The organism is Halomonas sp. AOP12-B1-6, assembly GCF_052379225.1.
Classification (GTDB): domain Bacteria; phylum Pseudomonadota; class Gammaproteobacteria; order Pseudomonadales; family Halomonadaceae; genus Vreelandella; species Vreelandella casei.
This window is the reverse complement of the sequence record NZ_JBQSYK010000002.1, coordinates 1-25847: the sequence shown is the minus strand read 5'-3', so window position 1 is coordinate 25847 and position 25847 is coordinate 1. Positions and strand designations below refer to the sequence as shown.

Sequence of the window (25847 nt, the reverse complement as noted above, 5' to 3'; positions counted from 1 at the left end):
CTATTAAAAGACGAGAACTCTTATGGATAATCCGGATGCTCAGTCCCAGGCACGTGATGCCGCCTTTGATGAAACCCACATTGGCGGTGGTGTTTGTCCTTTAATGCTTGATGTCACCCTTTTTCCTGTGCGCTATGCCATTGATGAAGCGCCTGATCAGGCGGGTGCGCCCGCGCCTCATCCTATTGCAGAGCAGTGGCAAGGGCCTGGTTACCCTTCCATTGAAACCCGAGGCTATACGCTGAGACAGCTGCGTGATGGCTGGCTCTATGTGTGGGTAGACGAAGAGGGCGAACAGCGAATCGACGAGTATCGCGTGGAAGGTGCGACGTTCAATGGTGAACCGCACCTTACCTACTCGACGTGCACACCCATCGCAATGGCCTACTCCTCGGTGCAGTGGACTGAACGTATTCACGAGCACATGCTTGAAAACGCGGACGCGCGGCAAAGCATTATGCGCTCGGTGGATCTAATGGCAGTGATGAATGGCACTGGAGATGAAGCGTCATTGTCTGCCCACGCAGGCCCTTTAACACAGCTCGCCGAGTACGTAGCGGATATTGCACCCAATGGCGCCGTTGACAACTTTACCAGCACGACGGTAGCGACGGTCGAAAGAGAAGAGACGGAGGGTAGTGAAGGCGGAGACGAAGAGGAGAGCATTTATCATCTACTCGCCGTAAAACCTGAAATTACGCAAGACAGCGTACTCGCCGACGTTGAAAAACACGATGAAGCGATCTTTGTAGCCCTTGATGATGATTTAGGAATCGTTAACGACCTGACCATGGCCTTGGTTGGGCGCGAAATGGAACTAGAAGTTTTCCTGGACGAATATGGACACAAGCTCGAGACGGCACAAGTCGTTAAAGCGCTGTGTCTGATCGATATTGATGACCTGATCAGTAATGACGTCCGCCAAGACCCGGAGCGTTATCGCGAGTTGACCGTCAAAACCGGTGAGCTGTTCGATGCCTTAAAAAATGTAACTAATGGTTCAGATCATACCCTGCTTCAGAGGCAACAGCGTATCAGTCAGCGTCGCGAAGAGCTGATTGAGCTCGGCATGTCGAACCCTCCTGGCCGCAATAGCCCGCAATACGAAGAGTGGCGCGGAAAAGAGCTGCCCCGCCTTGATGTCCGACTGGATGACGCGATTGCCTTCTTGACTGAAAAAGGCCCACAGCTTGAGCGTCTGCAAGCTCATGTGGAAAACAGTATCGCGGACTTGATTATCTGGTTAGAGCGGCTGCCAACATCCGCCCAGGATCTCTGTTTTGATACCTGTGATGCCGAGCAAAACAAGGCCATTCATGAATGCGGCTGTATGGCCATGGAAGCACTTGGCGCTACGCAGACAGGTCGAGCATGGCTGGATAGCACCTACCAAGCACGCGACTCGCTGATTGGTTTTGCGATGAGTAACTTTGACCCCGCCTTATCCGATGCCCTCGAGACCATTGCGCAACATTTCATTGAACAAGGTACCGAAGATGGAGAGCCCGCAGACAGTGGTGTAACGGCGACAAGCGCGGTGACGCAAGTCAACGCTGCTATCGGCGTTCTAAAGCTTGAGGAGGTGCAGAGTCATCCCATTTATCAGGCTCTGGCGCCGCATGTCAGAGAGGCTTTCGAGACGCTTCGCAAAGAGGTGGGCGGCTCATCCACAAAGCTATGGGAAACCATTGGCTATCAATTTCTCCCTTCGTTAAGCGCCAAGAGCCAGGCGTCGATGGCGAAAGCCACCAGGGCGCTGATGCATCCTTCAATGGTGGCGCTCGTACATCCCGATGTTGCCTCAACGGAAATTGTCATCGACCTCGAATATGAGGCCAAACATCGTGAATGGCGGGAACAAGCATGGCGAATCTCGGGAGAAATTCAGACCGAAGAATTGCGTGGCCAAAACGCCGGCAATAGCGCTCAGGAACGCGCGGCAAGCACCAGGGAATTGGAACGACTTGAAGAGCAACGCTACGAGCATGCCTTCAATGAACCCAAGCGTGTTACCGCCTCCGACGGTTCGCTGGATCAGAGCGCATCAGGTAATCAAATGCGGGCCAATAACCTTACCAGCGCGGGCTATCACGAGCTTCGTTATCAGCACCAGCTAAAATTGATGGACGGGGCCAGTGCCGTTCGCCGTCACGTGACAAATCGCGTTGAAGAACTGGGCGGCGGCTTGGCACTGTTAATCGCAGGGTTAAATCTTTACAACTTTATAGATGCTGCACATACCGCCCAAAAAGAAGGCGTTGATGACGAGGATATGCGCAAACTGGCGGCGACCACGGGGGCTACTACCGTAGCGGTCATGAGCTTATGGGTCATGCCGTTTTGGAACCGCGCAGCGAAAAAGTCCTTCCGGCTTAATGGTAATATGATCCGACTTACGGATGCCTCTATAGGCGAATGGAAAAGTAATAGTAGAAATGCGGCATCACGTATCGCCACCAAGTTAGCCACTCGTATGGCGGGCTTGTCGGTTATTGGGGCGATTGCTGCTGGGCTGGATATGTGGCAAACAAACAAAGATCTGAGAGAAGCAACCAGTGGTGCCGAGCATGCTGCACTTGATGTCAAGAGAGCTGCCGGTTTTGCAATGACGATTACAGCCGTTGCACAGTTTGGCGGAGCTACTTTAGGTCGATGGTTTGCCTTTGCGTGGATATTAGGGCCATGGGTTTCTGGAGTTCTTTTTGCTGCAGGGGTAATTCACTTAATTGCCTCACACTTCGCCACCCGCTACAACCGGCAAGGGGTGCGTGGATGGCTATATACCAGCACATGGGGTAAGGGAGAGACCAAGTGGGAAGATACTGATGAAGGCTATAAAGATGAGTGGCGGACGTTGATGGAAATCCTGCTACAGCCTTCTGTAAAGTTGACCCCCGAGAGAGCTATTGATATGGGATCATCTCATAGCACCCATCTTGGAGTAAAAATCAACTATGCACACCAAGGGTTTTGGGTGCAAATTGCCTTTCCCGCTTTCTTGTCCAGTGAAGCTGTGAAGATATCCGAAAATGCGAGAGGAGGCTTCTGGGCACCCGGCGACAGCTTTGAGCAAGGCCCCTTGCAACAAGACGGCCGAGGAGTTGTGTTACCTGCTGACGCCGAATATAAATCAAACGATATGCGTATATGGCAGGCCTGGATACCGGTAGGCGAGCAAGCTAAGCATGCTCCCTTTACCCTCACAGTGGATTATTCTGAAACGTTACTATCGTCAAATGAAGGTCGCTCAAGCTACACCTTCTATAAAACCGATGCTGCTTCTGGCAAGAAAGAAATCGAACCCAATAGTGAGGAAAGTCGTGGGGTTAGTGCGCCTACCCGTTTTGAACTCACGGTTCCCATGACCCTAGAAGATTAAGGATATATATATGTGGTTTATTCAGCCTAAGAAAAGCTATATTTCGCAGATGCCGTGGAAACATGCGGACGAGACAGCAGTCATGAGTTGGCAAATCCGCGCGCGAAACTATAATACTTTTGTAGCAAATATTTTGTTAGCAGTTTTAGTGCTTGTTTCTTCTATTTTTATTTTATTCTTATTGATGTCAGGGAATGAATCGATTTTGTCGGCTGCTCTATTCGGACTCGGCGGGCTACTCATGGCAATATTGATTCCCATGAGTATGACCCACCAGACTACTATCCTTGTTTACCGCTTTACAGAAAAAAACGCTGAAGTGTGTTCCTGGAAGCCACAAATGGATACCGTAAAGCCATTTCTAAAGTGGTCGGCCATTATCTTAATGCCGATTGTAGTGGTGCTTATCCTTATGGATCCTTCTCTAATCATTACCAGCCTTGGCCCGCTAGCTATGGGGCTAGCAGCCTGGATGATGGGATCATCGAAAGGCTATCAGGAAATGGCGCGAGGAAGCCAATATGAAGAGATTGATTGGACAAAGACAGAGCAAATAAAGGTGTGGCGGAAAAGAAGCATTATTTCGTTGACCTATCAATGGAAACCCTTCAAGCGGAATTCAAGTTATAGGCCGCGTACACATCTTATTTATTGTCTTCCAGAGGAATTGGATGAGCGCATTCAATTTTTTAAAGAACATTTGCCGAATGCAGCTTATGAAGAAGGAAAGGTCGACGTGCTTTGAGATTCTGATCTTTATCATCAGGATATAACCAATGAGTTTAGGAGAACCGGATCTGCCACAGCCTGATCTTAAACAGCCTCATCATGCAGGAGAGTCTCAGGCTATTCCCGGTGGGCGTATTACCTACTTGGCCCCAAAGCCTCTGCCAACGGCGTAGAAGCGCTGGATCTAAACGGCATCATTAGCACGCTCAACGATGCCTGGTTGGACATCGGAGGAGGGCAAGATGAATAAGACGATAAAATTAATCAACAAGGTTCGGATATGGGCCTTTATAATTTGTTTTGCAAGCGGTGGGTCACTCGTACTTGGGCACTTCGGGCACCTTGGGTTCGACAGGATTTTAACAGGCGCATTATGGGAGGTATTAGAGACGATCAGTCGTCTATCCGCAGTGTTTGCTATAGTAACTACGTTTATAGTACTTATCGATAGTGCTGGTAACGGACTCAATACACTTCAACGTAAAAAAGATGCAAAAAGGGACAGAAAACGTCACTAAATATCTATTCTGAGTTTGACTAATAATGCAGCATTGATGCTGCCCGACGCACTCATTACTTGCCAAGGAAAGCAGTTGCTAATTTTCTTGGCGGTAAGTCTTCTATCATTATTCGTTCTCTACGCATCTACGGTGGCAGCGGCCACCTACAAGATATGAGTGCTCCTGCCTTGGTCTGCATCGGCCTGACACCGGATCCTCTGCGCGGCGGCGCCCACCTTGGCCAGCTGCTATGTCTTAGTTGCCATATTCCATAAAGCTATAAGAACTGCTAAATAAAGAATTTCCCGCGCTCTACAGCTATCGTTAGGCTTATAACTATTGTCCATGTCTATCAAAAGCGCCTGTTTCTTAACAGGCGCTTTTGGTGCTGCTAAAGGTGAATGTATGTCAACTACGACGGTTGCTGCGCCTCAGAGCTATCGTGTGCCGCTGATCGCCACGGCGGCGATTGTTTTAGGCGCGTTGCTGGTGGGGATGGTGTTTGAAGCCAATACCGGGCTGCTGATGATTGTCGGCGGCCTGCTGGGGATGGTGCTTTACCATGCGGCGTTTGGCTTTACGTCCGCATGGCGTGTGTTTATTACCGAGCGACGAGGGCGTGGCCTGCGCGCGCAGATGGTGATGCTGGCGATTGCCGTGGTGCTGTTTTTCCCGGCTCTTGGCGCGGGCACGTTGTTTGGTACACCGGTGACTGGGTTTGTCTCGCCGATTGGTATTTCGGTACTGGTTGGAGCATTTATTTTCGGCGTTGGCATGCAGTTGGGCGGCGGCTGTGCCTCTGGCACGCTGTTTACAGCGGGCGGCGGTAATGCGCGCATGCTGATCACCCTGGTTTTCTTTATTGTTGGTTCGGTGATTGGCTCGGCGCATTTTGCTTGGTGGCAGAGCTTACCCGCCTTTCAGCCAGTGTCGCTGGTTAACGTTGCCGGAGTAAGCGGCGGAATAGCGGTTAGCCTGGTGCTATTTGCGGCTATCGCTGCCTTTACCTGGGTGATGGAGAAACGTCGCCATGGACAGCTTGAGCAGGCGCCTGTCGTGAATAAGTATGGCTATTCGCGTTGGTTAACAGGCCCGTGGCCGCTGGTAGCGGGTGCGGTGGCACTGGCGCTGTTAAATTTTGCCACCCTGGCACTGGCAGGCCGCCCTTGGGGCATTACCTCTGCGTTCGCGCTGTGGGGTGCCAAGGCCTATGGGCTGGTAGGCGGTGATGTTAGTCAGTGGGGATATTGGCAGGCGCCTGGCAATGCAGCGGCCTTGGAAACCAGTGTATGGAACGACATTACCACGGTAATGAACGTCGGTATTATGCTTGGCGCGCTGGCGGCCTCAAGCTTGGCTGGTCGCTTTGCGCCTAATTTCAAAATTCCGTTGAGGTCCGTATTAGCAGCGATTATCGGCGGCCTCATGTTGGGCTATGGCGCGCGCTTGGCGTATGGCTGCAATATTGGCGCGTACTTCAGCGGTATTGCCTCGGGCAGCCTACACGGCTGGGTGTGGCTGGTGGCGGCATTTGCGGGGAATATGGTGGGCGTTAAGCTGCGTCCGTTCTTTTTTGCAGGTATAGAAGGGCGCCAAGCCGCGGCCAAAAGCTGCTAATCACGTTCTGCTTTAACGTGTCATTGTTTCGATGCCTCGGCCGTTGGTCGGGGCATTTTTTTACGCTTAATACGGGTCTCTTCTACCTTTGTCTCAGGAGCATGTTACATTAAGCCCAAACGCCGCAAACGCCCGATGTTGCTGCATTGCAGCAGTGATAGACATTAAAAGAGAGTGCTTATGACTACCCAGAGTAAACGCCCCTTGTACCTTCCTTACGCCGGTCCTTCTTTGCTCGAAATGCCGCTATTGAACAAAGGCAGTGCGTTTACTCAACAGGAGCGCTTGGCGTTTAACCTGATTGGTTTGCTACCTCAGAGAGTAGAAACCATTGATGATCAGTTAGCGCGCGTCTATCGCCAGTACCAGCAGTGCCATAGTGATCTTGAGAAGCACATTCATCTGCGCGCCATTCAAGACGATAACGAGACGCTCTATTTCCGCCTGGTTTCCCAGCACCTTGAAGAGATGCTACCGATTATCTATACCCCGACGGTGGGGCAGGCTTGTCAGGAATTCTCTAATATTTATCGTAATCACCGCGGCCTGTTTATTAGCTACCCTGATCGCGAACATATGGATGACATCCTGCGCAGCGCGACCAAGGATAACGTTAAAGTGATCGTGGTCACGGACGGCGAGCGGATTCTAGGCCTGGGCGACCAGGGAATCGGTGGAATGGGCATCCCGATTGGTAAACTGGCGCTGTATACCGCCTGTGGTGGCATCAGTCCCGCCTATACACTGCCGATCATGATTGATGTGGGCACCAACAACAAAGCACTGTTGGATGACCCTATGTACATGGGGTGGCGCCACGAGCGGGTAGGGCAAGAAGAATATGAGGCGTTTATGGCAGAGTTTATTGCCGCCGTGAAGCGCCGTTGGCCTAATGTGTTGTTACAGTTTGAAGACTTTGCTCAGGCCAATGCGGTGCCGCTTTTAGAGCGCTATCGCGATGAGCTGTGCTGTTTCAATGATGACGTTCAAGGCACTGCTTCGGTTGTGGTCGGCACCTTAATGGCCGCCTGCCAAGCCCGTGAAGAAACCATTGCTCAGCAGCGAGTGGTGTTTGTAGGCGGTGGTTCAGCGGGTTGCGGTATTGCTGAGCAGGTCGTTGTCGCGATGGAAGCCGAAGGCTTGACCGAAAGCGAAGCGCGGGCGCGTATTTATATTGTTGATCGCGATGGCCTGATGACCAACGACCAAGCATGGCAGCGAGATTTTCAGCGCCGTTTAGCCCATGACGCTACGTTAGTGGCGCATTGGAATGGCCAAGGCCTGGAAGAGACCATTGCGCAGATCAAACCAACCGTATTGATTGGCGTTTGCGGCCAACGCGGTATTTTTACCGAACAGGTTGTGCGCACGATGCACGCGGGCTGCGAGCACCCGGTGATCATGCCGCTTTCGAACCCCACCTCGCAGGCTGAAGCCGTACCGGAAGATGTCATCCGCTGGACTGATGGGCAGGCGCTAGTCGCTACCGGCAGTCCTTTTGCGCCGGTTGTTTATAACGGCCGTACCTATGCCATTGCTCAGTGCAACAATGCCTATATCTTCCCAGGTATTGGGCTGGGCGTTATTGCTGCGAGTGCCACTCGCATCACGGATGAAATGCTGATGAGCGCTTCGCGGGCACTGGCTCGCGAAGCGCCGCTGGTGAAAGATGGCAAGGGTGCGCTGTTACCGCCGCTGTCGCGCATTCGTGAGATCAGTAAGTCAATTGCTTTTGAGGTGGCTGCGCAGGCCCAGCAAAACGGCGTGGCGTTGCAAACCAGTGGAACTACGCTGCGTGAGCTAATTGACAAAGCGTCCTGGTCGCCGGATTACCGTACTTACCGTCGCCGCGCTTTCTAAACGCAGGTTTAAGGCAAAAAAAAGCCCCCACCGAGGTGGGGGCATGCAAGCATTGGTAGGTTTTACCTTTAGGCTGCGCCGATCATCTTGCGCAGCACGTAGTGAAGGATACCACCGTGGCGGTAGTAAGCCAGCTCGTTTACCGTATCAATTCGGCACTTGGCATCAACGGTGCGTTCCCCATCGGCAGTTTTGATGACTACCTTCACCGTGCCGCCCGGCGTGAGATCGCTTAAACCCGCAATCGAAATCTCTTCGTCGCCGGTCAATTTTAGCGTTTGGCGGCTTTCACCTTCCGCAAACTGCAGCGGTACAACGCCCATGCCGATTAGGTTGGAGCGGTGAATACGCTCGAAGGATTCGGCAATCACGGCGCGCACGCCCAGCAGGCGCGTACCCTTGGCAGCCCAGTCTCGCGAGGAGCCGGTGCCGTACTCTTTACCGGCAATAACGACTAGCGGTTTACCTTCCTCTTTGTACTTCATGGCCGCATCGTAAATAGCCATCTGTTCGCCACTGGGCACATGGCGAGTCTCACCACCGACGACGCCATCAAGCATCTCGTTTTTGATACGCACGTTAGCGAAAGTACCGCGCATCATGACTTCATGGTTGCCACGGCGTGAGCCGTAAGAGTTGAAGTCGACAGGCTTGACGCCGTTTTCTTGCAAGTAGCGGCCTGCAGGGCTGTCGGGTTTAATGGCACCGGCAGGGGAAATGTGGTCGGTGGTCACCGAGTCACCCAGCATCGCTAGCACGCGGGCGCTGTGTACGTCTTCGATGGCATCCGGCTCACGGCCCATGCCTTCAAAGAACGGCGGGTGCTGGATGTAGGTGGATTCAGGCCACTGATAGACCTTGCTTTTCGAAACGCTGATCGCTTTCCAGACATCATCGCCCTCAAACACCGCACCGTATTCTTTACGGAACATATCGGTGTTGACCTTCTCGACGGCAGTGGCAATCTCAGCCTGAGTCGGCCAAATGTCTTTGAGATAGACGGGCTCACCGTTGCTATCTTGGCCAAGCGGTTCCTTGGTAAGGTCGCGCTGCACGTTACCGGCCAGTGCATAGGCAACAACCAGGGGGGGCGATGCAAGCCAGTTGGTTTTTACCAGCGGATGAACGCGGCCTTCGAAGTTACGGTTGCCGGAAAGCACCGATGCGACAGCAAGGTCGCCGGTGTTAATCGCCTGCTCAATCTCATCGGCAAGAGGGCCTGAGTTGCCGATACAGGTCGTGCATCCGTAGCCGACCAGGTTAAAGCCTAGGGCGTCCAAGTCCTCATTTAAGCCCGCGGCGGCTAGGTAGTCGGTGACTACTTTAGAACCCGGTGCCAGTGAGGTCTTCACCCATGGCTGGGTGGTTAATCCTTTTTCGCGAGCCTTACGTGCCAGCAACCCCGCCGCCATCATAACGCTGGGGTTTGAAGTGTTCGTGCACGACGTAATGGCTGCAATGACCACCGCGCCAGGGTCAAGGCTGAAGTCGCGATCATTCAGCTTAACGGCTTGGCTGGTGTCATCTTTGAAGCTGCGCTCTACGCCCACGGCGGTTTGGCCACCTTCAGAAGAGAACTTGCCCTTCTCTGTAGCGCTTGCCTTCGTATCTTCCTGCATGAACTTACCAAAGGCCGACGCCATATCTTGTAGCGCCACGCGATCCTGAGGGCGTTTGGGGCCGGCAAGGCTAGCGACTACCTCTGTCATATCTAACTGCAGGGCATCGGTGAATATCGGCTCATCGTTGGGCTCGCGCCATAGGCCCTGGGCTTTGCTGTAAGCTTCGACAAGCGCAACCTGGCCATCTTCGCGTCCGGTTAGGCGCAAATAGTTCAGCGTTTCATCATCGACCGGGAAGAACCCGCAGGTAGCGCCGTATTCAGGCGCCATATTGGCGATAGTGGCACGATCGGCCAGCGGCAGGTCTTTCAAACCGTCGCCGTAGAACTCAACAAATTTACCCACTACGCCTTTTTTGCGCAGCATCTCAGTGACCGTCAGCACCAAATCGGTGGCGGTAATGCCTTCGCGCATCTTGCCGGTCAACTTAAAGCCAATCACTTCGGGAATCAGCATCGACACCGGCTGGCCGAGCATGGCTGCTTCGGCTTCAATGCCGCCCACGCCCCAGCCAAGCACGCCCAGGCCGTTAATCATCGTGGTGTGTGAGTCAGTGCCCACCAGCGTGTCAGGGTAAGCGAAGGACTTGCCGTCCTCTTCTTTGGTCCATACGGTTTTGCCCAAGTACTCCAGGTTCACCTGGTGGCAAATGCCGGTGCCGGGCGGCACAACGCGGAAGTTGTCAAAGGCCTGCTGGCCCCAGCGCAAAAACTCATAGCGCTCGCGGTTGCGCTGCATTTCAATATCGACGTTTTCTTGAAATGCGCCAGCGTTGCCGAAATTATCGACCATCACTGAGTGATCGATGACCAGATCGACAGGGGTCAGCGGATTGATCTTCGCAGGGTCTTCGTTAAGGCTTTCTACGGCGGCGCGCATGGAAGCTAAATCCACTACGCCGGGCACGCCGGTAAAGTCCTGCATTAATACGCGCGCGGGGCGATAACCTATTTCGCGGCTAGATTTGCCTTCGGCCTGCCAGTCGACCAAGGCCTGCATGTCTTCTTCGGCTACGCTCTCGTCATCGGCGAAGCGCAGCTGGTTTTCGAGTAGAATCTTGAGCGTTTTGGGCAGCCGATCGATGTTGCCGAGCACCCCGGCCGCTTGGGGGAGGCTGTAGTAGTGATACGTGGTGCTGCCAACCTCTAAGGTACTTAGCGTATCAGGTATCTTGCTCATGCCATTCTCCTCTTGTTGCTGAGCGTTTAGCTCAACGTGACGGTCACGGTCTTTCTTTATAGTATGGCTTACCATAGTAATAATACATGGGTGTTTGCACAGTTGCTTTCAAGGTTTATTCGCCTAATAGCCTATGGCAAACCTTGCAATAGCTTGTACTTGACGCCATTTCAGGCAGACTCTCTGCCAAATTGTTTGCATAGCTATTGTTTACACGGCTATCGATAAAGCTATCAGTTAAGTCTCTAGAAGGTGGTGTCATGGAAACTCGTCATGAGCGTTTGATTATTCTTGGATCCGGCCCGGCTGGCTACACGGCCGCCGTTTACGCCGCGCGGGCAAACTTGAAGCCGTTATTGATCACCGGTATTCAAGCCGGCGGGCAGCTAACGACGACGACCGACGTGGATAATTGGCCGGGTGACGCTCAGGGTGTTCAGGGCCCAGAATTGATGGAACGCATGCAGCAGCATGCTGAACGCTTCAATACGGAAGTACTGTTCGACCATATCAATGAGGTCAGTTTAGGCGAAAAACCGTTTACGTTGAAAGGCGATAGCGGCCTTTATACCTGTGATGCGCTGATTGTGGCGACCGGTGCCAGCGCGCGTTATCTGGGGCTGCCCACTGAGCAGCAGTTTATGGGCCAGGGCGTTTCTGCCTGCGCTACCTGCGATGGTTTTTTCTATCGTAACCAAGAAGTCATTGTGGTGGGTGGCGGTAACACTGCCGTGGAAGAGGCGCTGTACCTTTCCAATATCGCTTCCAAGGTGACGCTGGTGCATCGCCGCGACACCCTGCGCGCGGAAAAAATCTTGCAAGACAAGCTGTTTGAGAAAGCCGAGGCGGGCAAAATCGCGCTTGAGTGGTTCCAGGAGGTCGAGGAGGTGCTGGGCGATAACTCGGGCGTCACCGGTATTCGCGTTAAATCCACCAAAGATGGTTCAAGCAAAGAAATTCATGCGCCAGGTTTGTTCATTGCGATTGGTCATAGCCCTAACACCGGCATCTTTGCGGGCCAGTTAACGATGAATGGCGGCTATATCAAAGTGAATTCCGGGTTGGAAGGTAATGCCACTGCCACCAGTATACCGGGCGTATTTGCCTGCGGTGATGTCATGGATCACATTTACCGCCAAGCCATTACCTCTGCGGGCAGTGGTTGCATGGCTGCATTGGATGCCGAGCGTTACCTAGACGGTATTGCCGGGTAATCTTTCCCTGCATGATGAGGCGGCTAACAATCGATAGGCGCTTCATCAACCCTCAGTCGCCCTAGCTGGCTGAGCACCAGCTTTTGACCCTGAGCGCCTTCGACGCGGTGGCCAGCACAAACGGTAAAGCTGCCGTTGAAGCCGCTGGTATAGCCCATCGGGTCGTAGCGTATGCGCGACCAGCCTCGGCTGTAAGTCACTTGTGTGTTCTGCTGAATAGGCATAATGCGCAGAATGTCTTGAGCTTGAATGCCATCGGTGTCACTCCCGCGCACAATTATTAGCTCACCGGCCCAGTCGTTATTACAGGCGCTGCGGTCGCCAGCCGTGGGGCAGACCGTGATATGGCTGCGTTGGCTAATCGCGGTATTGCGTGCTAAAGAAAACGTGCTCTGTAGTCGATTAACCTCGCTTGCTTGTGCGGATCGTTCGCCCAGTGCTTGAAAGCGCGGCACTCCCCAGACGCTAATAATACCCACCAGCAGCAGTGTGACGAGAAGTTCAAACAGCGTAAATCCACCTTCAAGTGAGGTGTGTATTTTGATCTGGTCTTCGCTCATCGCCGACTCCCCACTTGACCCTGTTAACGCCCGCGCTATGCTCACTGTCCGTTGCCAGCAGCGAATCTCTTAAGCTCATAGGTCACACTAGGCGTCGCTGAGCATTTTTTATGTAAGCCAAAACGGACATTTTTGTGAGCGATTTCTTAATTATTGGTGGCGGCGTCATCGGTATGATGACGGCGTTGCAACTAGCCGATGCTGGCCAGCAAGTAACGCTGGTTGAGCGCGGCGAGTGCGGGAAAGAGGCTTCATGGGCCGGCGGAGGCATTGTGTCGCCGCTTTATCCATGGCGCTACGACACGGCGGTGTCGCAGCTGTCACGCTGGTCTGAAGGCGTTTACCCCTCTTTAGCACTGCGACTGTTGGAAGAAACCGGTATCGATCCTGAGTATCGCCAAAAAGGGCTGCTGTATCTGAACGTGGACGATGCTGAGGACGCGCTGAACTGGGCTCGGGAGCTGGGCAAGCCCCTCGAAAGGGTGGGAAAAGACTTTGTCGGCCATAAAGAACCCGGCGTTGCGATGGCAGCCGACAGCGCGCTGTGGATGCCGACGCTGGGCAGCGTGCGCAACCCACGCTTAGCTAAAGCGCTGAAAGCCCGTCTAGCAGCGATGCCTAATGTCACGCTGCGCGAGCAGTGCGACGTCAGTGGGTTTAGTGATAGCAATGGCCAGGTAGATGGCGTTGTCTCTTCCCAGGGGCTATTGAAGGCTGAGCGCATTGTGGTATGCGGCGGCGCCTGGGCAGCTCAGCTGTTAGCGCAGCTAGAGGTGCGGCTACCGGTAAGACCGGTGAAAGGGCAGATGATCGCTTATCAGGCACCTAAAGGTTTGGTAAAGCGCGTGGTATTAAAAGACGGTCGCTATATCATTCCGCGCGCAGACGGCCTGCTGCTAGTGGGCTCGACACTGGAAGAGGCGGGCTTTGATAAGACCACCGACGAGGCGGCGCTCGTCTCATTAAAGCAGAGCGCAGAGGCGATGGTGCCCGCCTTGGCAAGCTGCCCGGTGGCGAATCAGTGGGCAGGGCTACGCCCGGGCTCCCCTGACGGCGTACCCTTTATTGGCGCACTGCCTGAGCGGCCTAACGTGTTCGTCAATGCCGGGCATTATCGCAATGGTTTAGTGTTAGCACCGGCCTCAACCCATTTACTCGTTGACCAGTTGTTAGGCCGCACGCCGCTAGTAGACCCGGCGCCTTATCAGCTTACGCCCGCGCGGCTGGCCGCGATTTAAGGTGAGCCGTCTTTATTTTGCTGTTCTTGCAGAAAACGGTCGCGATGGGCGCTAGAACAGAACCACTGCTCTTGGTCACGTAGCGCTTCTTGTTCGGGAACGTGGACTTCGCACCAGCGGCAGCGCACCATTTCGCCACCTTCATGACGGTTGATTTTGTTACTCTGCACCTGATGGTCGAGTTTGCGTTGACGGTAGAGGCCGTAAAGCTTTAAACCGACATAGAATAGAACGGCGAAGATAATCAGCCGAATGATCAAGAGGTTCATCCTTTTGTGTCTCCCGAAGCAGGGATGGAAGTGGTGAGTGTGTCGCGCGGCCTTTGCTAGCTGGCGGCCCTTGCGGGACAATGCCGTATGACGGTGCAACCCTATTCTTAAGATTCTCAAGAGATTTTGATGCCCATGCAAGACTTAACGCTGGTAATGGCCCAACTCGATCCTTTGGTCGGGGATATTCCCGGCAACGCCGCGCGTGCCATTGAAGCCGTGCGCGAAGCGCGAATTGAGCATGGGGCGGATATTGTGGTCTTTCCGGAGCTTTTTTTGTCGGGTTATCCGCCGGAAGATTTACTGCTGCGCCCCTCAATGGAAACACGCCTACGCGAAGCTCGCGCTTTAATGGCGTCGAAAATCTCCCGCGATGTGCTGGTGATTATCGGCTATCCAGGCGTACGCGAAGGGCAGTGTTATAACCTGGCTGGGGTGCTTTACAACGGTCAGTGGGAAGCTGAGTACGCCAAGCAGGCGCTGCCTAACTATCAGGTGTTTGACGAGCAGCGCTATTTCACGCCCGGCACACAGCCGCTGGTCTATGAGCACAAGGGCGCTCGATTAGGCATCTTGATCTGCGAAGACCTGTGGGATGGTGCGCCGGTCAAGGCCACGACTCAGGCGGGTGCTGAAGTGCTGATTACGCTGAATGCCTCGCCTTATCACCAGGACAAGCCCGCCGAGCGGCTGCGCTTATTGGAGCAGCACGCCCAAGACGTTAAGCGCCCGATTGTGTATGTGAATACCATAGGCGGCCAGGACGAGCTGGTCTTTGATGGCGGCTCTTGCTGCGTTAACGCCAGCGGTGAGTTGCAGGTGTTAGCGCCGTATTGGCAGGCTGGCTTGATGCCGATTCAGTTTTTACAAACCAGTGCCACGGTATGGGAGCCTCAGCCCGGCGAGATTGATCCTGAAGCGGCACCGGAAGAAAGCCTTTACTGCGCGCTGGTCACCGGTCTGCGCGATTATGTCAACAAAAGTGGTTTTGACGGGGTCGTGCTGGGGCTTTCCGGCGGCATTGATTCCGCGCTCTCGCTAGCCATTGCGGTCGATGCCCTGGGCCCTCAGCGGGTGCAGGCGGTGATGATGCCTTATCATTACACGGCAGACATCTCCAAACAGGACGCTGCCGAGCAGGCCAACTTGCTAGGTGTGCACTACGAAGTTCTGCCGATTGAACCCATGGTCGAGGCGTTTATGGGGACGCTGGCGGAGAGCTTTGCAGGTACCGAACGGGACACGACGGAAGAAAACCTGCAGTCGCGCTGTCGTGGCGTGCTGCTCATGGCACTTTCGAATAAGAAAGGCCTGATGGTACTGACCACCGGTAACAAGAGCGAAATGGCGGTGGGCTACGCGACGCTTTACGGCGATATGGTGGGTGGCTATAACGCAATTAAAGACGTGTATAAAACCTGGGTGTATCGTCTGGCTCGCTGGCGCAATACCCAGTCGCCGGCGATTCCGGCGCGTGTGATTGAGCGCCCGCCTAGCGCAGAGCTGGCGCCCGATCAGCAGGACAGCGACTCGTTGCCGGACTACGATGTTCTGGACGCGATCTTGGTCAACTACATCGAAGGCGATATGAGCGCGGAGGCGATCATCGCCGCCGGGTTCGATCATGAAGATGTGTATAAAGTCGTTAAACTCGTCGATCGCTGTGAGTATAAGCGTCGCCAGGCACCTATTGGTGTTCGCGTCACGCCACGAGGCTTTGGCCGCGACCGCCGCTATCCGATTGTGAATGGATGGCAGCCCGGCGATTAGGCCGGGCGTTTTTAAGCATTGCTGAGTAAGAAAACCAAAAAACCACGCCGAGGCGTGGTTTTTTAGTTTTTGAAAAACGTTTTTGAAAAACGTCATTCAAAGACGTCGTTCACGAAGCCTTTACGGTTCGTTAGTCGTTCTTTTTCACGTGCTTGGGCACGAAACGATTACCCTGCAGCTGTTCGTGATCTGGCGCGTTCTCACGCAGCACCGCGAGCACTTCACTGGCGCGATCATCCATATCCAGCCCTTGATAGCCTTCTACCATCGTGGCTAGGGCGTCGCGAGTGGCGCTGGACTCAGGATAGTTTTCGATTACCCAGCGGCCACGCTCAACGGCGGCTAAATAAGCCCCGCGGCGTAGGTAGTAATCTGCGACGTGCAGCTCGTGCCGGGCCATTAGTTCACGCAGGTAAACAATACGCTGCTGAGCATCGGGCGCGTATTCACTTTGCGGGTGGCGCTGAATCAACTCACGGAAATCATTATAGGCATCCCGTGAGGCGCCCAGGTCACGCTTTGAGATATCAATTAAGCGCAGACGCTCTAAGCTGAAACGACCCGCTTGCCACGCGGAAAGACCACGCAGGTAGTAGGCGTAATCTACTTGTGGGTGGTCGGGGTGCAGGCGAATAAAGCGGCTAGCCGCCGCACGCGCTTCTTCCCAGTTGCTGTTTTCGTAGTAGGCATAGACCAACTCAAGCTGTGCCTGCTCGGCATGCGCACCAAACGGATAGCGAGTATCCAGTGCTTCTAAACGGTCTATCGCAATCGGGTAGCGATTACTGTCTAGAGCCGTACGAGCAAGCTCATACAGCTCGCGTTCTTGTACCCCAGCAAACTCATCTGGCTCTTCATCGCTGGTGTCATTACTTGCACAGCCCGCTAGCAGGGTAAGGCTTAGGGCTAGAGCACCAAAGCGGTTGGCAGCTGAAAAAACGCGCATCATCATCCTCGTTGCAAACAAGCCTCAATCACCAAAAAAGCGGCGATGGCCGTGATAGTATAGGTCGCAGTCCACCCACTATAAAACACCTCGGCCTAAAACGCAGGCTTAGCGACGTTTCGCCGGGTGTCGTTGTTGAAAATAGTGCCATGCTTTAGCTAAATTTTTGCGTCAGGCTAGGGTTTTTGCGTTTTAAAGAGGTTTTTCATGTCTCGAATAGTTGAAGACACGCAGCGCGTGCCCGCCTCTTTAGCCGGTGCGCGTTTAGACCAAGCGGCGGCTGAGTTGTTCAGCGATTATTCCCGCGAGCGCTTAAAAGCGTGGATTAATAGCGGGGAGTTAACGGTAGATGGCGCTCAGCTCAAGCCGAAAGCCAAACTGCATGGCTATGAAGTGCTGGCTCTGCAGGCGACCATTGAAGAAGATACGCGCTTTGAAGCCCAGAATATCCCCCTAGATGTCGTCTATGAAGACGATACCATGATGGTGATTAATAAAGCCGCCGGCATGGTGGTACACCCAGCGGCGGGTAATCCTGACGGCACGCTGCTCAATGCGCTGCTTTATCATCATCCGGCCATTGCTCAAGTGCCCCGTGCAGGCATCGTACACCGCCTGGACAAAGACACCACGGGACTGATGATGGTGGCCAAGACGCTGCCTGCGCAAACGGCGCTGGTTGAGCAGATGCAGGCGCGCAGCGTGTCACGCCAGTACGATGCAGTGGTGATTGGCAAGCCGGTTTCAGGCAGCACCATTGATGCGCCGATTGGACGTCATCCGAAAGATCGCAAGCGCCAGGCGGTGACGACGGCGGGCAAGCCAGCCATCACGCATTTTCGTGTGGTTGAGCGGTTTCGCGCCCACACACATGTTCGCTGCAAGTTAGAAACGGGGCGTACTCACCAAATTCGTGTTCACATGGCGCACGCCCGCTACCCCCTAGTGGGAGACCCCATGTACGGTGGTCGCGCCAAGCTGCCGCCTGGGGCAGCTGAGCCTTTGAAGGAAATCCTGCGCGAGTTTCCCCGTCAGGCATTGCATGCGCGAAAATTAATTTTCAAGCACCCGGTAAGTGGCGAAACCTTAACGTTTCAGGTGGATCTTCCCGATGATTTGTTAATGTTGCTGGACTACCTGCGTGAAGATAACGAGACCATGAGATGAGCGATGCCATTGATTTACGGCCCACGCTGCTAATCCCAGACTGGCCCGCGCCGGCCAACGTACGTGCTTTTGTCACCACGCGTGAGGCAGGGCCTAGTCAAGATGACTTTGCCGCTTTTAATCCTGCCGCTCACGTTGGCGACAACCCCGACCACGTTGCGCTGTGTCGCCGGCTGTTGCAAAAAGAGATAGGCGATGAGCGGCCGCTGCTATGGCTCAATCAAACCCATGGCGCGCGCGTTCAGCAGGGTTATCAACCGGCAGTGCCGGGCGTTGAAGCGCCCGATGCAGACGCGGCGCTCACGACCACCAGTGAGTACGCCTGTGTCGTATTGACAGCTGACTGCTTGCCGGTGATGTTTTGTAATCGTGCGGGTACTCAGGTAGCAGTTGCTCACGCAGGATGGCGAGGTTTAGCCGGGGGCGTTTTAGAAGCGACCATTGCGGCCATGAATACCGACCCTGATGATATTTTGGTGTGGCTAGGCCCCGCTATTTCTAATGCCCAGTTTGAAGTGGGGCCTGAGGTGTACGGCGCTTTTGTCGCTGTTCATCCTGATACGGCTGAAGCCTTTGATCACAGCCCTTATCGGCTGGGTCATTACATGGCCGACCTATATCGGCTGGCGCGTTTTCGGTTAGAGGCATTAGGCATTACCCACATCAGCGGCGGTCATTTCTGTACCGCCTGCGAGTCACGTTTTTACTCTTATCGTCGCGATGGCGGCAAAACAGGTCGCATGGCCAGTGTGATTTGGATCGACTAGCGTTCATTAAAGATTTAATAAGTCAGCGGTTTGTTAATCTACCTCTTGAAAAGCGCAGAAATGACGCCATTTAACTTGTCAAGCTAAAAATTATTAGCACGTCTAACGACACGTTAACGGGTTACGCGGTGCGTCCAAACGCACGGCAACCCCAGGAGGAACGCCATGCGTTTTGATAAATTTACCGCCAAGCTCCAAAGCGCTATTGCCCAAGCGCAGTCGCTTGCCGTTGGCCGCGGCCATAATCAGCTAGACCCTGCGCATTTGCTGCTTGCCCTGCTCGACACCAAAGACACCGGTATTAAAGCGCTGATTGAGAAAGCCGAAGGCAATAGTGCGCGTCTGCGCGACGGTTTAGTGCAGCAGCTGGATAATTTGCCGAAGGTAGGACAGTTCGACGGCGAAGTGCAGCCATCGCGCGATTTCATCAAGCTCTTCAACTTAACGGATCGCGAAGCGCAAAAGCGCGGCGACCAGTTTATTGCCAGCGAGCTTGTGTTGCTTGCGGCGCTAGAAATGAATTCGCCCCTTACTAAGCTGCTCAAAGACGTTGGGATTAATCGTAAAACTCTTGAGACGGCGATTAACAGCCTGCGAGGCGGCGCTACGGTCGATGATCCGAATGCGGAAGACCAGCGTGAAGCGCTCAATAAGTACACGATGGACCTTACTCAGCGGGCGCTGGATGGCAAGCTCGACCCTGTCATTGGCCGCGACGATGAGATTCGCCGCACTATCCAAGTGTTACAGCGGCGCACTAAAAACAATCCTGTGCTCATCGGTGAGCCGGGCGTGGGTAAAACCGCCATTGTCGAAGGGTTGGCGCAGCGTATCGTCAACGGCGAAGTGCCTGAAGGCTTAAAAGATAAACGCGTGCTGTCGCTGGATATGGGCTCACTGTTAGCCGGAGCCAAATTCCGTGGTGAATTCGAAGAGCGTCTGAAGTCCGTACTTAAAGAGCTCTCCCAGGAAGAAGGGCGGGTCATTCTGTTTATCGATGAGCTGCACACCATGGTCGGCGCTGGCAAAGCGGAAGGCGCGATGGATGCGGGCAATATGCTTAAGCCCGCACTGGCGCGTGGTGAGCTGCACTGCGTCGGCGCGACCACGCTTGATGAGTACCGTAAGTACATTGAAAAAGATGCCGCGCTGGAGCGTCGCTTTCAGAAAGTCTTGGTCGATGAGCCTTCGGAAGAAGATACCGTGGCGATTTTGCGTGGCCTAAAAGAGCGCTACGAAGTTCACCACGGGGTGGATATTACCGATTCCGCGATCATTGCGGCGGCTAAGCTATCGACGCGCTATATCACTGATCGCCAGCTGCCCGATAAAGCTATCGACTTGATCGATGAGGCCGCCTCGCGTATTCGCATGGAGCTGGACTCCAAGCCAGAAGCAATGGATCGTCTTGATCGGCGCCTGATTCAGCTCAAAATGGAGCGTGAGGCGCTGAAGAAAGAGACCGATGACGCATCTAAAAAGCGCCTCGAAGCCCTCAATAATCAGATTCATGAGTTAGAGCGCGAGTACGCTGATCTGGATGAAATCTGGAAGGCGGAAAAGGCTAGTATTCAAGGTGCCGCCCAGTTCAAGGCTGAGCTGGAGCAAGTGCGCCTTGACCTTGAGCAGGCGCGCCGCCAGGGCGATCTTGGCCGTATGTCGGAAATTCAGTACGGCAAAATCCCTGAGCTTGAGAAAAAAATTGCTGAAAGCAGTGAGGGCGAAGCCGATACCTCAAGCCATCAGCTGTTGCGCTCTAATGTCACCGAAGAAGAAATCGCGGAAGTCGTGTCGCGCTGGACGGGTATTCCTGTCTCGAAAATGCTCGAAGGTGAGCGCGATAAGCTGCTACGCATGGAAGATGCGCTGCATGAACGTGTCATTGGCCAGGACGAAGCCGTAGAGGCTGTGGCTAATGCCGTGCGTCGCTCTAGAGCCGGGCTTTCGGACCCCAATCGACCCAACGGTTCGTTTTTATTCCTCGGCCCCACCGGGGTGGGTAAAACCGAGCTGTGTAAGTCCCTGGCGAACTTCTTGTTCGATACCGAAGACGCGATGGTGCGTATCGATATGTCAGAGTTTATGGAGAAGCACTCCGTGGCTCGTTTAATCGGTGCGCCTCCGGGCTATGTGGGCTATGAAGAAGGCGGCTACTTAACCGAAGCCGTGCGTCGTAAGCCTTATTCCGTGCTGCTGCTAGATGAGGTGGAAAAAGCGCATCCCGATGTCTTCAATATATTGCTGCAGGTGTTGGAAGATGGTCGTTTAACCGATGGTCAGGGTCGCACAGTGGATTTTCGCAATACCGTGATCGTCATGACGTCCAATATGGGTTCGGACATTATTCAGCGCATGGGCGGTGATACTGGCGCCGATACAGAAAGTTCTGATAAAAATAGTTCTGATGAAGACAGTGGCTATGAGTTGATGAAGAACATGGTGATGGAGGTGGTGGGTAATCACTTCCGGCCTGAGTTGATCAATCGTATCGACGAAGTGGTCGTATTTCATGCGCTGGGGCAAGAGCAGATTCAGGCCATTGCCGGTATTCAGTTAGAGCGCTTGAAGCTGCGCCTTGCCGAACATGAGTTGAAGCTTGAGATCAGTGACGATGCTATGGCTCAGCTAGCGGTGGTGGGTTTTGACCCTGTGTATGGCGCGCGGCCGCTTAAGCGGGCAATTCAGCGGCGTATTGAAAATCCGCTGGCGCAGGACCTGCTGGCCGGTAAGTTTACGCCGGGCGATACCATTCATATTGCGGCGGAAGACGGAAAACTGGTGTTTGTCTAACCATAAATGCCGCTACTGGCGCGCAATTGAATAAGCAAAAAGCCCCTTCGGCATGGCTGGCGGGGCTTTTTTAATGGCTTACGGCGACGTTTGTTGCGTTTGACCTGATCGGAGGTTGACACGCTGAGGGTGCTAATGGAATCTTATCGGTTCCTGATTTGCGGGCGCGGACTTAACGGGCAACCCCTCATCCCCGCGCGATGGGTAGGCAAAAGCCTTTACCCGCCGAAGGACTTCCAGGCTCGAGCTAACCGCTCAGCCTGGCCAACGCCCCAGCGCGGCAAACCGCCGTGCAAGGGAACAGCTGATTTTTGTTGCCATTAAGCAGCGTTTCCGATGAGAGTGCAGGCCCTAACCGGGCCACATGCCAGGGTTTGGCATCAGGTGCCGGCATTGGCCGGCAGCGGCATACCGCCGCACTCGACACCGTGCCCATGTGGGTACGGCTCGCACTCGAGACCTCTAGGGGAGAAATACAGTGGAACTGCTTTCCGGCGCAGATATGATCGCCCGCTTCTTGCAAGATGAGGGCATCGAGCACATTTATGGTTACCCCGGCGGTGCAGCGCTGCATATTTATGATGCGCTATTCCGTCAGGACAAAGTGAAGCACATTTTAGTGCGTCATGAACAAGCGGCCACTCACGCCGCCGATGGCTACGCTCGTGCCTCGGGTAAGCCCGGCTGCGTGCTGGTTACGTCAGGCCCTGGGGCGACCAACGCCGTGACCGGTATTGCCACCGCCTATATGGACTCAATTCCCATGGTGGTGCTGTGCGGCCAGGTTGCCAGCCACCTGATTGGTGAAGATGCTTTCCAGGAAACGGATATTGTCGGGGTAACGCGGCCTATCGTGAAGCATAGCTTCTCGATTCGTCATCCTTCTGAAATTCCAGAAGTGCTCAAAAAAGCGTTTTATTTAGCCGCCACTGGCCGTCCTGGTCCTGTCGTGGTTGATATCCCCAAAGATATGACCGCGCCGACCGAGCGCTACGAGTACATCTATCCTAAAAAGGTCAAGATGCGCTCGTACAACCCCGTCACACGTGGCCATGCTGGGCAGATCAAAAAAGCCGTGGAGCTAATGCTCAAGGCCAAGCGCCCGGTGTTTTATACCGGCGGTGGTGTGGTAGCCGGCAAAGCCAGCGACGGCCTAACCGACCTGGTTAAGCAACTGGGTTATCCGATTACTACGACGCTGATGGGCATTGGTTCGTACCCCCAGAGTGATCAGCAGTGTTTGGGCTGGCTGGGCATGCACGGTTCGTATGAGTCCAATATGGCCATGCACCATGCCGACCTGATCATTGCCATCGGAGCGCGTTTTGATGACCGCGTGACCAACAGCACATCAAAGTTCTGCCCGACAGCCAAAATTATTCACGTTGACGTTGATCCAAGCTCTATCTCTAAAACGGTGCGTGCCGATGTGCCCATCGTTGGGCCTGCGCTTAGTGTTATCAATGAGATGATTAGCCTGGTGCAAGGGCAGAAAATTGCTCACCCAGAGGCGCTCACCGATTGGTGGCAAAAAATTGATGGCTGGCGTGCCGATCGTGTCGGCAAACTTTATGAGCCTTCAAAGCCCGGCGAGGCACTTAAGCCGCAGGAAGTCGTTGAGGCCCTCTGCCGCGTTACGCGAGGCGAGGCTTATGTGACGACGGACGTTGGTCAGCACCAGATGTTTGCAGCCCAGTATTACAAGTTTGATAAACCTAACCGGCTCATTACCTCGGGTGGGTTAGGCACTATGGGCTTTGGTTTTCCTGCCGCGATGGGGGTCAAACAGAATTTTCCGGAAAGCGACGTTGTCTGCGTGACCGGTGAAGGCAGTTTTCAGATGATGATGCAGGAGCTCTCCACCTGTAAGCAGTATGGTGTAGGCGTTAAAATCGTCAATCTGAATAATGCGTCGCTTGGCATGGTGCGCCAATGGCAGGATTTGAACTACAAATCTCGCCACGCACACTCCTATATGGAATCGCTCCCCGATTTTCATATGCTGATTGAAGCGTATGGGTTTACGGCGATTACGGTGACCACGATTGCAGAGCTTGAGCCCGCGCTAGAGCGTGCGTTTGCTGACAAGCATGAGCTGGTGTTCCTTGACGTGAAGGTCGACCCTTTTGAGCACGTCTATCCGATGCAGGTGCCGTTAGGCGCTATGCGCGACATGCTGCTGTCTAAAACGGAGCGTACCTGATGCGTCATATCATCTCGATTCTGATGGAGAACGAGCCGGGTGCGCTGTCACGTGTGGTCGGGCTGTTCTCTCAGCGTAATTTCAACATTGAAACGCTTAACGTAGCGCCGACGGAAGATCCCTCGCTTTCGCGCTTAACGGTTACGACCATAGGCGATGACCGTGTGGTTGAACAGATCACTAAGCATCTTAATAAGCTGATTGATGTGGTGAAGTTGGTGGACCTTACTGAAGGCAACCACATTGAGCGTGAGCTGATGCTGGTGAAAGTGAAAGCGCTGGGAGCAGCACGCGATGAGGTAAAGCGTACAGTGGATATTTTTCGCGCGCAGATCGTCGACGTTACGCCCAGCCTGTATACCGTGCAGATTACGGGCGATGCGGGCAAGCTTGATGCGTTCCTGCAGGCAATGGCACCCGTGGGTATTCTCGAAGTTGCGCGTACCGGCGTTTCGGGCATCGCCCGCGGTGACAAGGTTTTATCGCTCTAAGCGCCAGTAGCGCGATAAGTAAGCAAAGAACGCCGCTTCCATGATTTGACTGGGGCGGCGTTTTTTTATGGGCGGCTTTTGCGCTTCTGTTTGCCGGTGCCTAGTTGCAATTGGCTGGCTGAGTGCCATTCACCGTGTAGAATGAAAGCCAACACTGTTCCCGTGATTTCACTTTTAATGGATGAAACCTATGACACAGGACGCTCGCGATCAACAGCACCCAGGCTCGAGTGAGCCAGCCGCAGGACTAGGCAAGGAGAGTTCAGATCTGGATCAGTCCAGCCCGGCACAGCCTGGCGCTGACGAACATTCAGAGGGCGGTGGCAATGAAGATCTGGCGGCTGCTTTTCTGCGTGAAACCGAAGTGGTCGAAGAGGCGGTAGAAGACGGCAAGAAGATTCGCCGTAAAGGTATCTATCTACTACCCAACCTATTTACCACATCGGCACTGTTTGCTGGTTTCTTTGCCGTGGTTGCTGGCATTAATGGTGAATTTGCCTCGGCAGCCGTGGCGATTTTTATTGCGATGGTGCTAGATGGTTTGGATGGCCGTGTTGCACGTATGACCAATACGCAGAGCGAATTTGGGGCTGAGTACGATAGCCTGGCAGATATGATCTCGTTCGGCATGGCGCCTGCATTGGTCGCGTTTACTTGGATTCTGCAAGACATTGGTAAAACCGGCTGGGTGGTCGCTTTCCTTTACGTTGCCTGCGCTGCGCTGCGCCTTGCGCGCTTTAATGTCCAAATTGGTAGTGTCGATAAAAAATGGTTTATCGGTTTGCCAAGCCCGTCCGCCGCAGCGTTAGTCGCCGCTAGTGTCTGGACCTTCCATAGCTTTGACGCCGATGCGTTTGGTTTCAAGCTGCTGATGCTGGTCGTTGTGGCCGCCGCCGGCGTATTAATGGTAAGCAATATTCGCTATTACAGCTTTAAAGAGTTTGATGTACGTAAGCCGGTGCCTTTTGTGGTGCTGTTAGCCATCGTATTAGCCTTTGTGCTGATCTCGGTCGAGCCGTCAGTAATGCTGCTATTGCTGTTTGGTACCTACGTGGCATCAGGGCCTGTTTTAGCCATTATGCGCAAAGCAAAATCCAAGAGCTAAACCGGTCAGTCAGTTTTTATACTTATTTTCACCAGAGCCCTTGCCAACCCGGTAGCGAGTCCGTAAAGTACGCATCCGCTGCCGGGGACGCCTAGCGTTACCAGCGGTGGATGAAGGTGAAAATCTTCGGTTTGTCAGCAGGTTAGCATTTTCAGGTCATCGAAAAATGTTTTCCGAATCGGCCCCAGAAATTGCCGATTGACAAACGCTCGGAAGTGCGTAGAATACGCCTTCCTCGCTGAGGCCAGACAGTTCAACGGTTGGCCCGCTATCACAACACGATAGTCACAGCGAAACGCTCTTTAACAATTTGATCAGGTAATTCATGTGGGCGCTTGCTGATGTTGGTGACAAATCACCCAATATCAAGGCAAGCGACTCAAGCAATAAGGTTTTAAAGGCATTGCCTTTTTAATCCGTTTTGAATGAATTCGTTTGAAC

General features: G+C 53.9%; 18 protein-coding genes. 14 read left to right on the top strand and 4 right to left on the bottom strand.

Annotation, left to right across the window (positions count from 1 at the left end):
• Nucleotides 1-22: 22 nt before the first annotated feature.
• The 5 genes from ACT3TR_RS05390 to ACT3TR_RS05370 all read left to right on the top strand — a co-directional run bounded on the left by ACT3TR_RS05390 (nt 23) and on the right by ACT3TR_RS05370 (nt 8085).
• A complete protein-coding gene (locus tag ACT3TR_RS05390) occupies nt 23-3379 on the top strand; it encodes a T6SS effector BTH_I2691 family protein (protein WP_444625046.1) in 3357 nt (1118 codons plus the stop codon).
• Nucleotides 3380-3389: 10 nt separating this feature from the next.
• Complete coding sequence (locus ACT3TR_RS05385) at nt 3390-4124, top strand: hypothetical protein (RefSeq protein ID WP_444625047.1); 735 nt, start codon at nt 3390-3392, stop codon at nt 4122-4124.
• A gap of 31 nt (nt 4125-4155) precedes the next feature.
• Complete coding sequence (locus tag ACT3TR_RS05380; protein ID WP_444625048.1) at nt 4156-4281, top strand: hypothetical protein; 126 nt, start codon at nt 4156-4158, stop codon at nt 4279-4281.
• Between the two features lie 732 nt (nt 4282-5013).
• A complete protein-coding gene (locus ACT3TR_RS05375; RefSeq protein ID WP_096277968.1) occupies nt 5014-6225 on the top strand; it encodes a YeeE/YedE family protein in 1212 nt (403 codons plus the stop codon).
• A 180-nt stretch (nt 6226-6405) separates the two neighbouring features.
• A complete protein-coding gene (locus ACT3TR_RS05370; RefSeq protein ID WP_444625049.1) occupies nt 6406-8085 on the top strand; it encodes an NAD-dependent malic enzyme in 1680 nt (559 codons plus the stop codon).
• Nucleotides 8086-8153: 68 nt separating this feature from the next.
• Here ACT3TR_RS05370 and acnA read toward each other — a convergent pair whose 3' ends face one another.
• Nucleotides 8154-10886, bottom strand: coding sequence for an aconitate hydratase AcnA (gene acnA, locus ACT3TR_RS05365; protein ID WP_444625050.1), 2733 nt, complete (start codon nt 10884-10886; stop codon nt 8154-8156).
• Nucleotides 10887-11146: 260 nt separating this feature from the next.
• Between acnA and trxB the strand changes: the two genes are divergently transcribed.
• A complete protein-coding gene (gene trxB / locus ACT3TR_RS05360) occupies nt 11147-12100 on the top strand; it encodes a thioredoxin-disulfide reductase (RefSeq protein WP_441686576.1) in 954 nt (317 codons plus the stop codon).
• 23 nt (nt 12101-12123) lie between these two features.
• On the opposite strand, the gene ACT3TR_RS05355 is transcribed toward trxB, so the two are convergent.
• Nucleotides 12124-12660: a GspH/FimT family pseudopilin gene (locus tag ACT3TR_RS05355; protein ID WP_444625051.1), complete on the bottom strand. Its 537-nt coding sequence runs from the start codon at nt 12658-12660 to the stop codon at nt 12124-12126.
• A gap of 134 nt (nt 12661-12794) precedes the next feature.
• Between ACT3TR_RS05355 and thiO the strand changes: the two genes are divergently transcribed.
• Nucleotides 12795-13898 (top strand): glycine oxidase ThiO, encoded by a 1104-nt coding sequence (thiO, locus tag ACT3TR_RS05350; RefSeq protein ID WP_444625052.1) that lies wholly within the window; start codon nt 12795-12797, stop codon nt 13896-13898.
• Here thiO and ACT3TR_RS05345 read toward each other — a convergent pair.
• Entirely contained in the window at nt 13895-14167 is a 273-nt protein-coding gene (locus ACT3TR_RS05345) for a PP0621 family protein (protein ID WP_444625053.1), read from the bottom strand. The genes thiO and ACT3TR_RS05345 overlap by 4 nt on opposite strands.
• Nucleotides 14168-14302: 135 nt before the next feature.
• Between ACT3TR_RS05345 and ACT3TR_RS05340 the strand changes: the two genes are divergently transcribed.
• Nucleotides 14303-15937 carry an NAD+ synthase gene (locus ACT3TR_RS05340; protein ID WP_444625066.1) on the top strand — a complete coding sequence of 545 codons (1635 nt, stop codon included), beginning with the start codon at nt 14303-14305 and terminating at the stop codon, nt 15935-15937.
• Nucleotides 15938-16067: 130 nt separating this feature from the next.
• On the opposite strand, the gene ACT3TR_RS05335 is transcribed toward ACT3TR_RS05340, so the two are convergent.
• Entirely contained in the window at nt 16068-16883 is an 816-nt protein-coding gene (locus tag ACT3TR_RS05335) for an outer membrane protein assembly factor BamD (protein ID WP_444625054.1), read from the bottom strand.
• A gap of 207 nt (nt 16884-17090) precedes the next feature.
• Here ACT3TR_RS05335 and rluD point away from each other — a divergent pair, with 207 nt between their 5' ends.
• The 6 genes from rluD (at nt 17091) to pssA (ending at nt 25406) form a co-directional block, all read left to right on the top strand.
• Nucleotides 17091-18050 (top strand): 23S rRNA pseudouridine(1911/1915/1917) synthase RluD, encoded by a 960-nt coding sequence (gene rluD, locus ACT3TR_RS05330; RefSeq protein ID WP_441686762.1) that lies wholly within the window; start codon nt 17091-17093, stop codon nt 18048-18050.
• Nucleotides 18047-18817, top strand: coding sequence for a peptidoglycan editing factor PgeF (pgeF, locus tag ACT3TR_RS05325; RefSeq protein WP_192536291.1), 771 nt, complete (start codon nt 18047-18049; stop codon nt 18815-18817). The genes rluD and pgeF overlap by 4 nt, the downstream gene beginning before the upstream one ends.
• 165 nt (nt 18818-18982) lie before the next feature.
• A complete protein-coding gene (gene clpB, locus ACT3TR_RS05320; RefSeq protein WP_444625055.1) occupies nt 18983-21607 on the top strand; it encodes an ATP-dependent chaperone ClpB in 2625 nt (874 codons plus the stop codon).
• Nucleotides 21608-22085: 478 nt separating this feature from the next.
• A complete protein-coding gene (locus ACT3TR_RS05315; RefSeq protein ID WP_192536293.1) occupies nt 22086-23810 on the top strand; it encodes an acetolactate synthase 3 large subunit in 1725 nt (574 codons plus the stop codon).
• The gene (ilvN, locus tag ACT3TR_RS05310) at nt 23810-24301 is read left to right on the top strand and encodes an acetolactate synthase small subunit (RefSeq protein ID WP_096277993.1); all 492 of its coding nucleotides are present in this window, start codon (nt 23810-23812) and stop codon (nt 24299-24301) included. The genes ACT3TR_RS05315 and ilvN overlap by 1 nt, the downstream gene beginning before the upstream one ends.
• A 190-nt stretch (nt 24302-24491) precedes the next feature.
• Nucleotides 24492-25406, top strand: coding sequence for a CDP-diacylglycerol--serine O-phosphatidyltransferase (gene pssA / locus ACT3TR_RS05305; protein ID WP_412767933.1), 915 nt, complete (start codon nt 24492-24494; stop codon nt 25404-25406).
• Nucleotides 25407-25847: the final 441 nt, after the last annotated feature.

What these genes read in the sequence shown, in the direction of transcription:
- ACT3TR_RS05390 (WP_444625046.1), top strand. Translation starts at nt 23, where the DNA reads ATGGATAATCCGGATGCTCAGTCCCAGGCACGTGATGCCGCCTTTGAT.
- ACT3TR_RS05340 (WP_444625066.1), top strand. Translation starts at nt 14,303, where the DNA reads ATGCAAGACTTAACGCTGGTAATGGCCCAACTCGATCCTTTGGTCGGG.
- trxB (WP_441686576.1), top strand. Translation starts at nt 11,147, where the DNA reads ATGGAAACTCGTCATGAGCGTTTGATTATTCTTGGATCCGGCCCGGCT.
- ACT3TR_RS05385 (WP_444625047.1), top strand. Translation starts at nt 3,390, where the DNA reads ATGTGGTTTATTCAGCCTAAGAAAAGCTATATTTCGCAGATGCCGTGG.
- rluD (WP_441686762.1), top strand. Translation starts at nt 17,091, where the DNA reads ATGTCTCGAATAGTTGAAGACACGCAGCGCGTGCCCGCCTCTTTAGCC.
- clpB (WP_444625055.1), top strand. Translation starts at nt 18,983, where the DNA reads ATGCGTTTTGATAAATTTACCGCCAAGCTCCAAAGCGCTATTGCCCAA.
- pgeF (WP_192536291.1), top strand. Translation starts at nt 18,047, where the DNA reads ATGAGCGATGCCATTGATTTACGGCCCACGCTGCTAATCCCAGACTGG.
- ACT3TR_RS05355 (WP_444625051.1), bottom strand. Translation starts at nt 12,660, where the DNA reads ATGAGCGAAGACCAGATCAAAATACACACCTCACTTGAAGGTGGATTT.
- pssA (WP_412767933.1), top strand. Translation starts at nt 24,492, where the DNA reads ATGACACAGGACGCTCGCGATCAACAGCACCCAGGCTCGAGTGAGCCA.
- ACT3TR_RS05345 (WP_444625053.1), bottom strand. Translation starts at nt 14,167, where the DNA reads ATGAACCTCTTGATCATTCGGCTGATTATCTTCGCCGTTCTATTCTAT.
- ACT3TR_RS05375 (WP_096277968.1), top strand. Translation starts at nt 5,014, where the DNA reads ATGTCAACTACGACGGTTGCTGCGCCTCAGAGCTATCGTGTGCCGCTG.
- acnA (WP_444625050.1), bottom strand. Translation starts at nt 10,886, where the DNA reads ATGAGCAAGATACCTGATACGCTAAGTACCTTAGAGGTTGGCAGCACC.
- ACT3TR_RS05380 (WP_444625048.1), top strand. Translation starts at nt 4,156, where the DNA reads ATGAGTTTAGGAGAACCGGATCTGCCACAGCCTGATCTTAAACAGCCT.
- ACT3TR_RS05335 (WP_444625054.1), bottom strand. Translation starts at nt 16,883, where the DNA reads ATGCGCGTTTTTTCAGCTGCCAACCGCTTTGGTGCTCTAGCCCTAAGC.
- ACT3TR_RS05370 (WP_444625049.1), top strand. Translation starts at nt 6,406, where the DNA reads ATGACTACCCAGAGTAAACGCCCCTTGTACCTTCCTTACGCCGGTCCT.
- ilvN (WP_096277993.1), top strand. Translation starts at nt 23,810, where the DNA reads ATGCGTCATATCATCTCGATTCTGATGGAGAACGAGCCGGGTGCGCTG.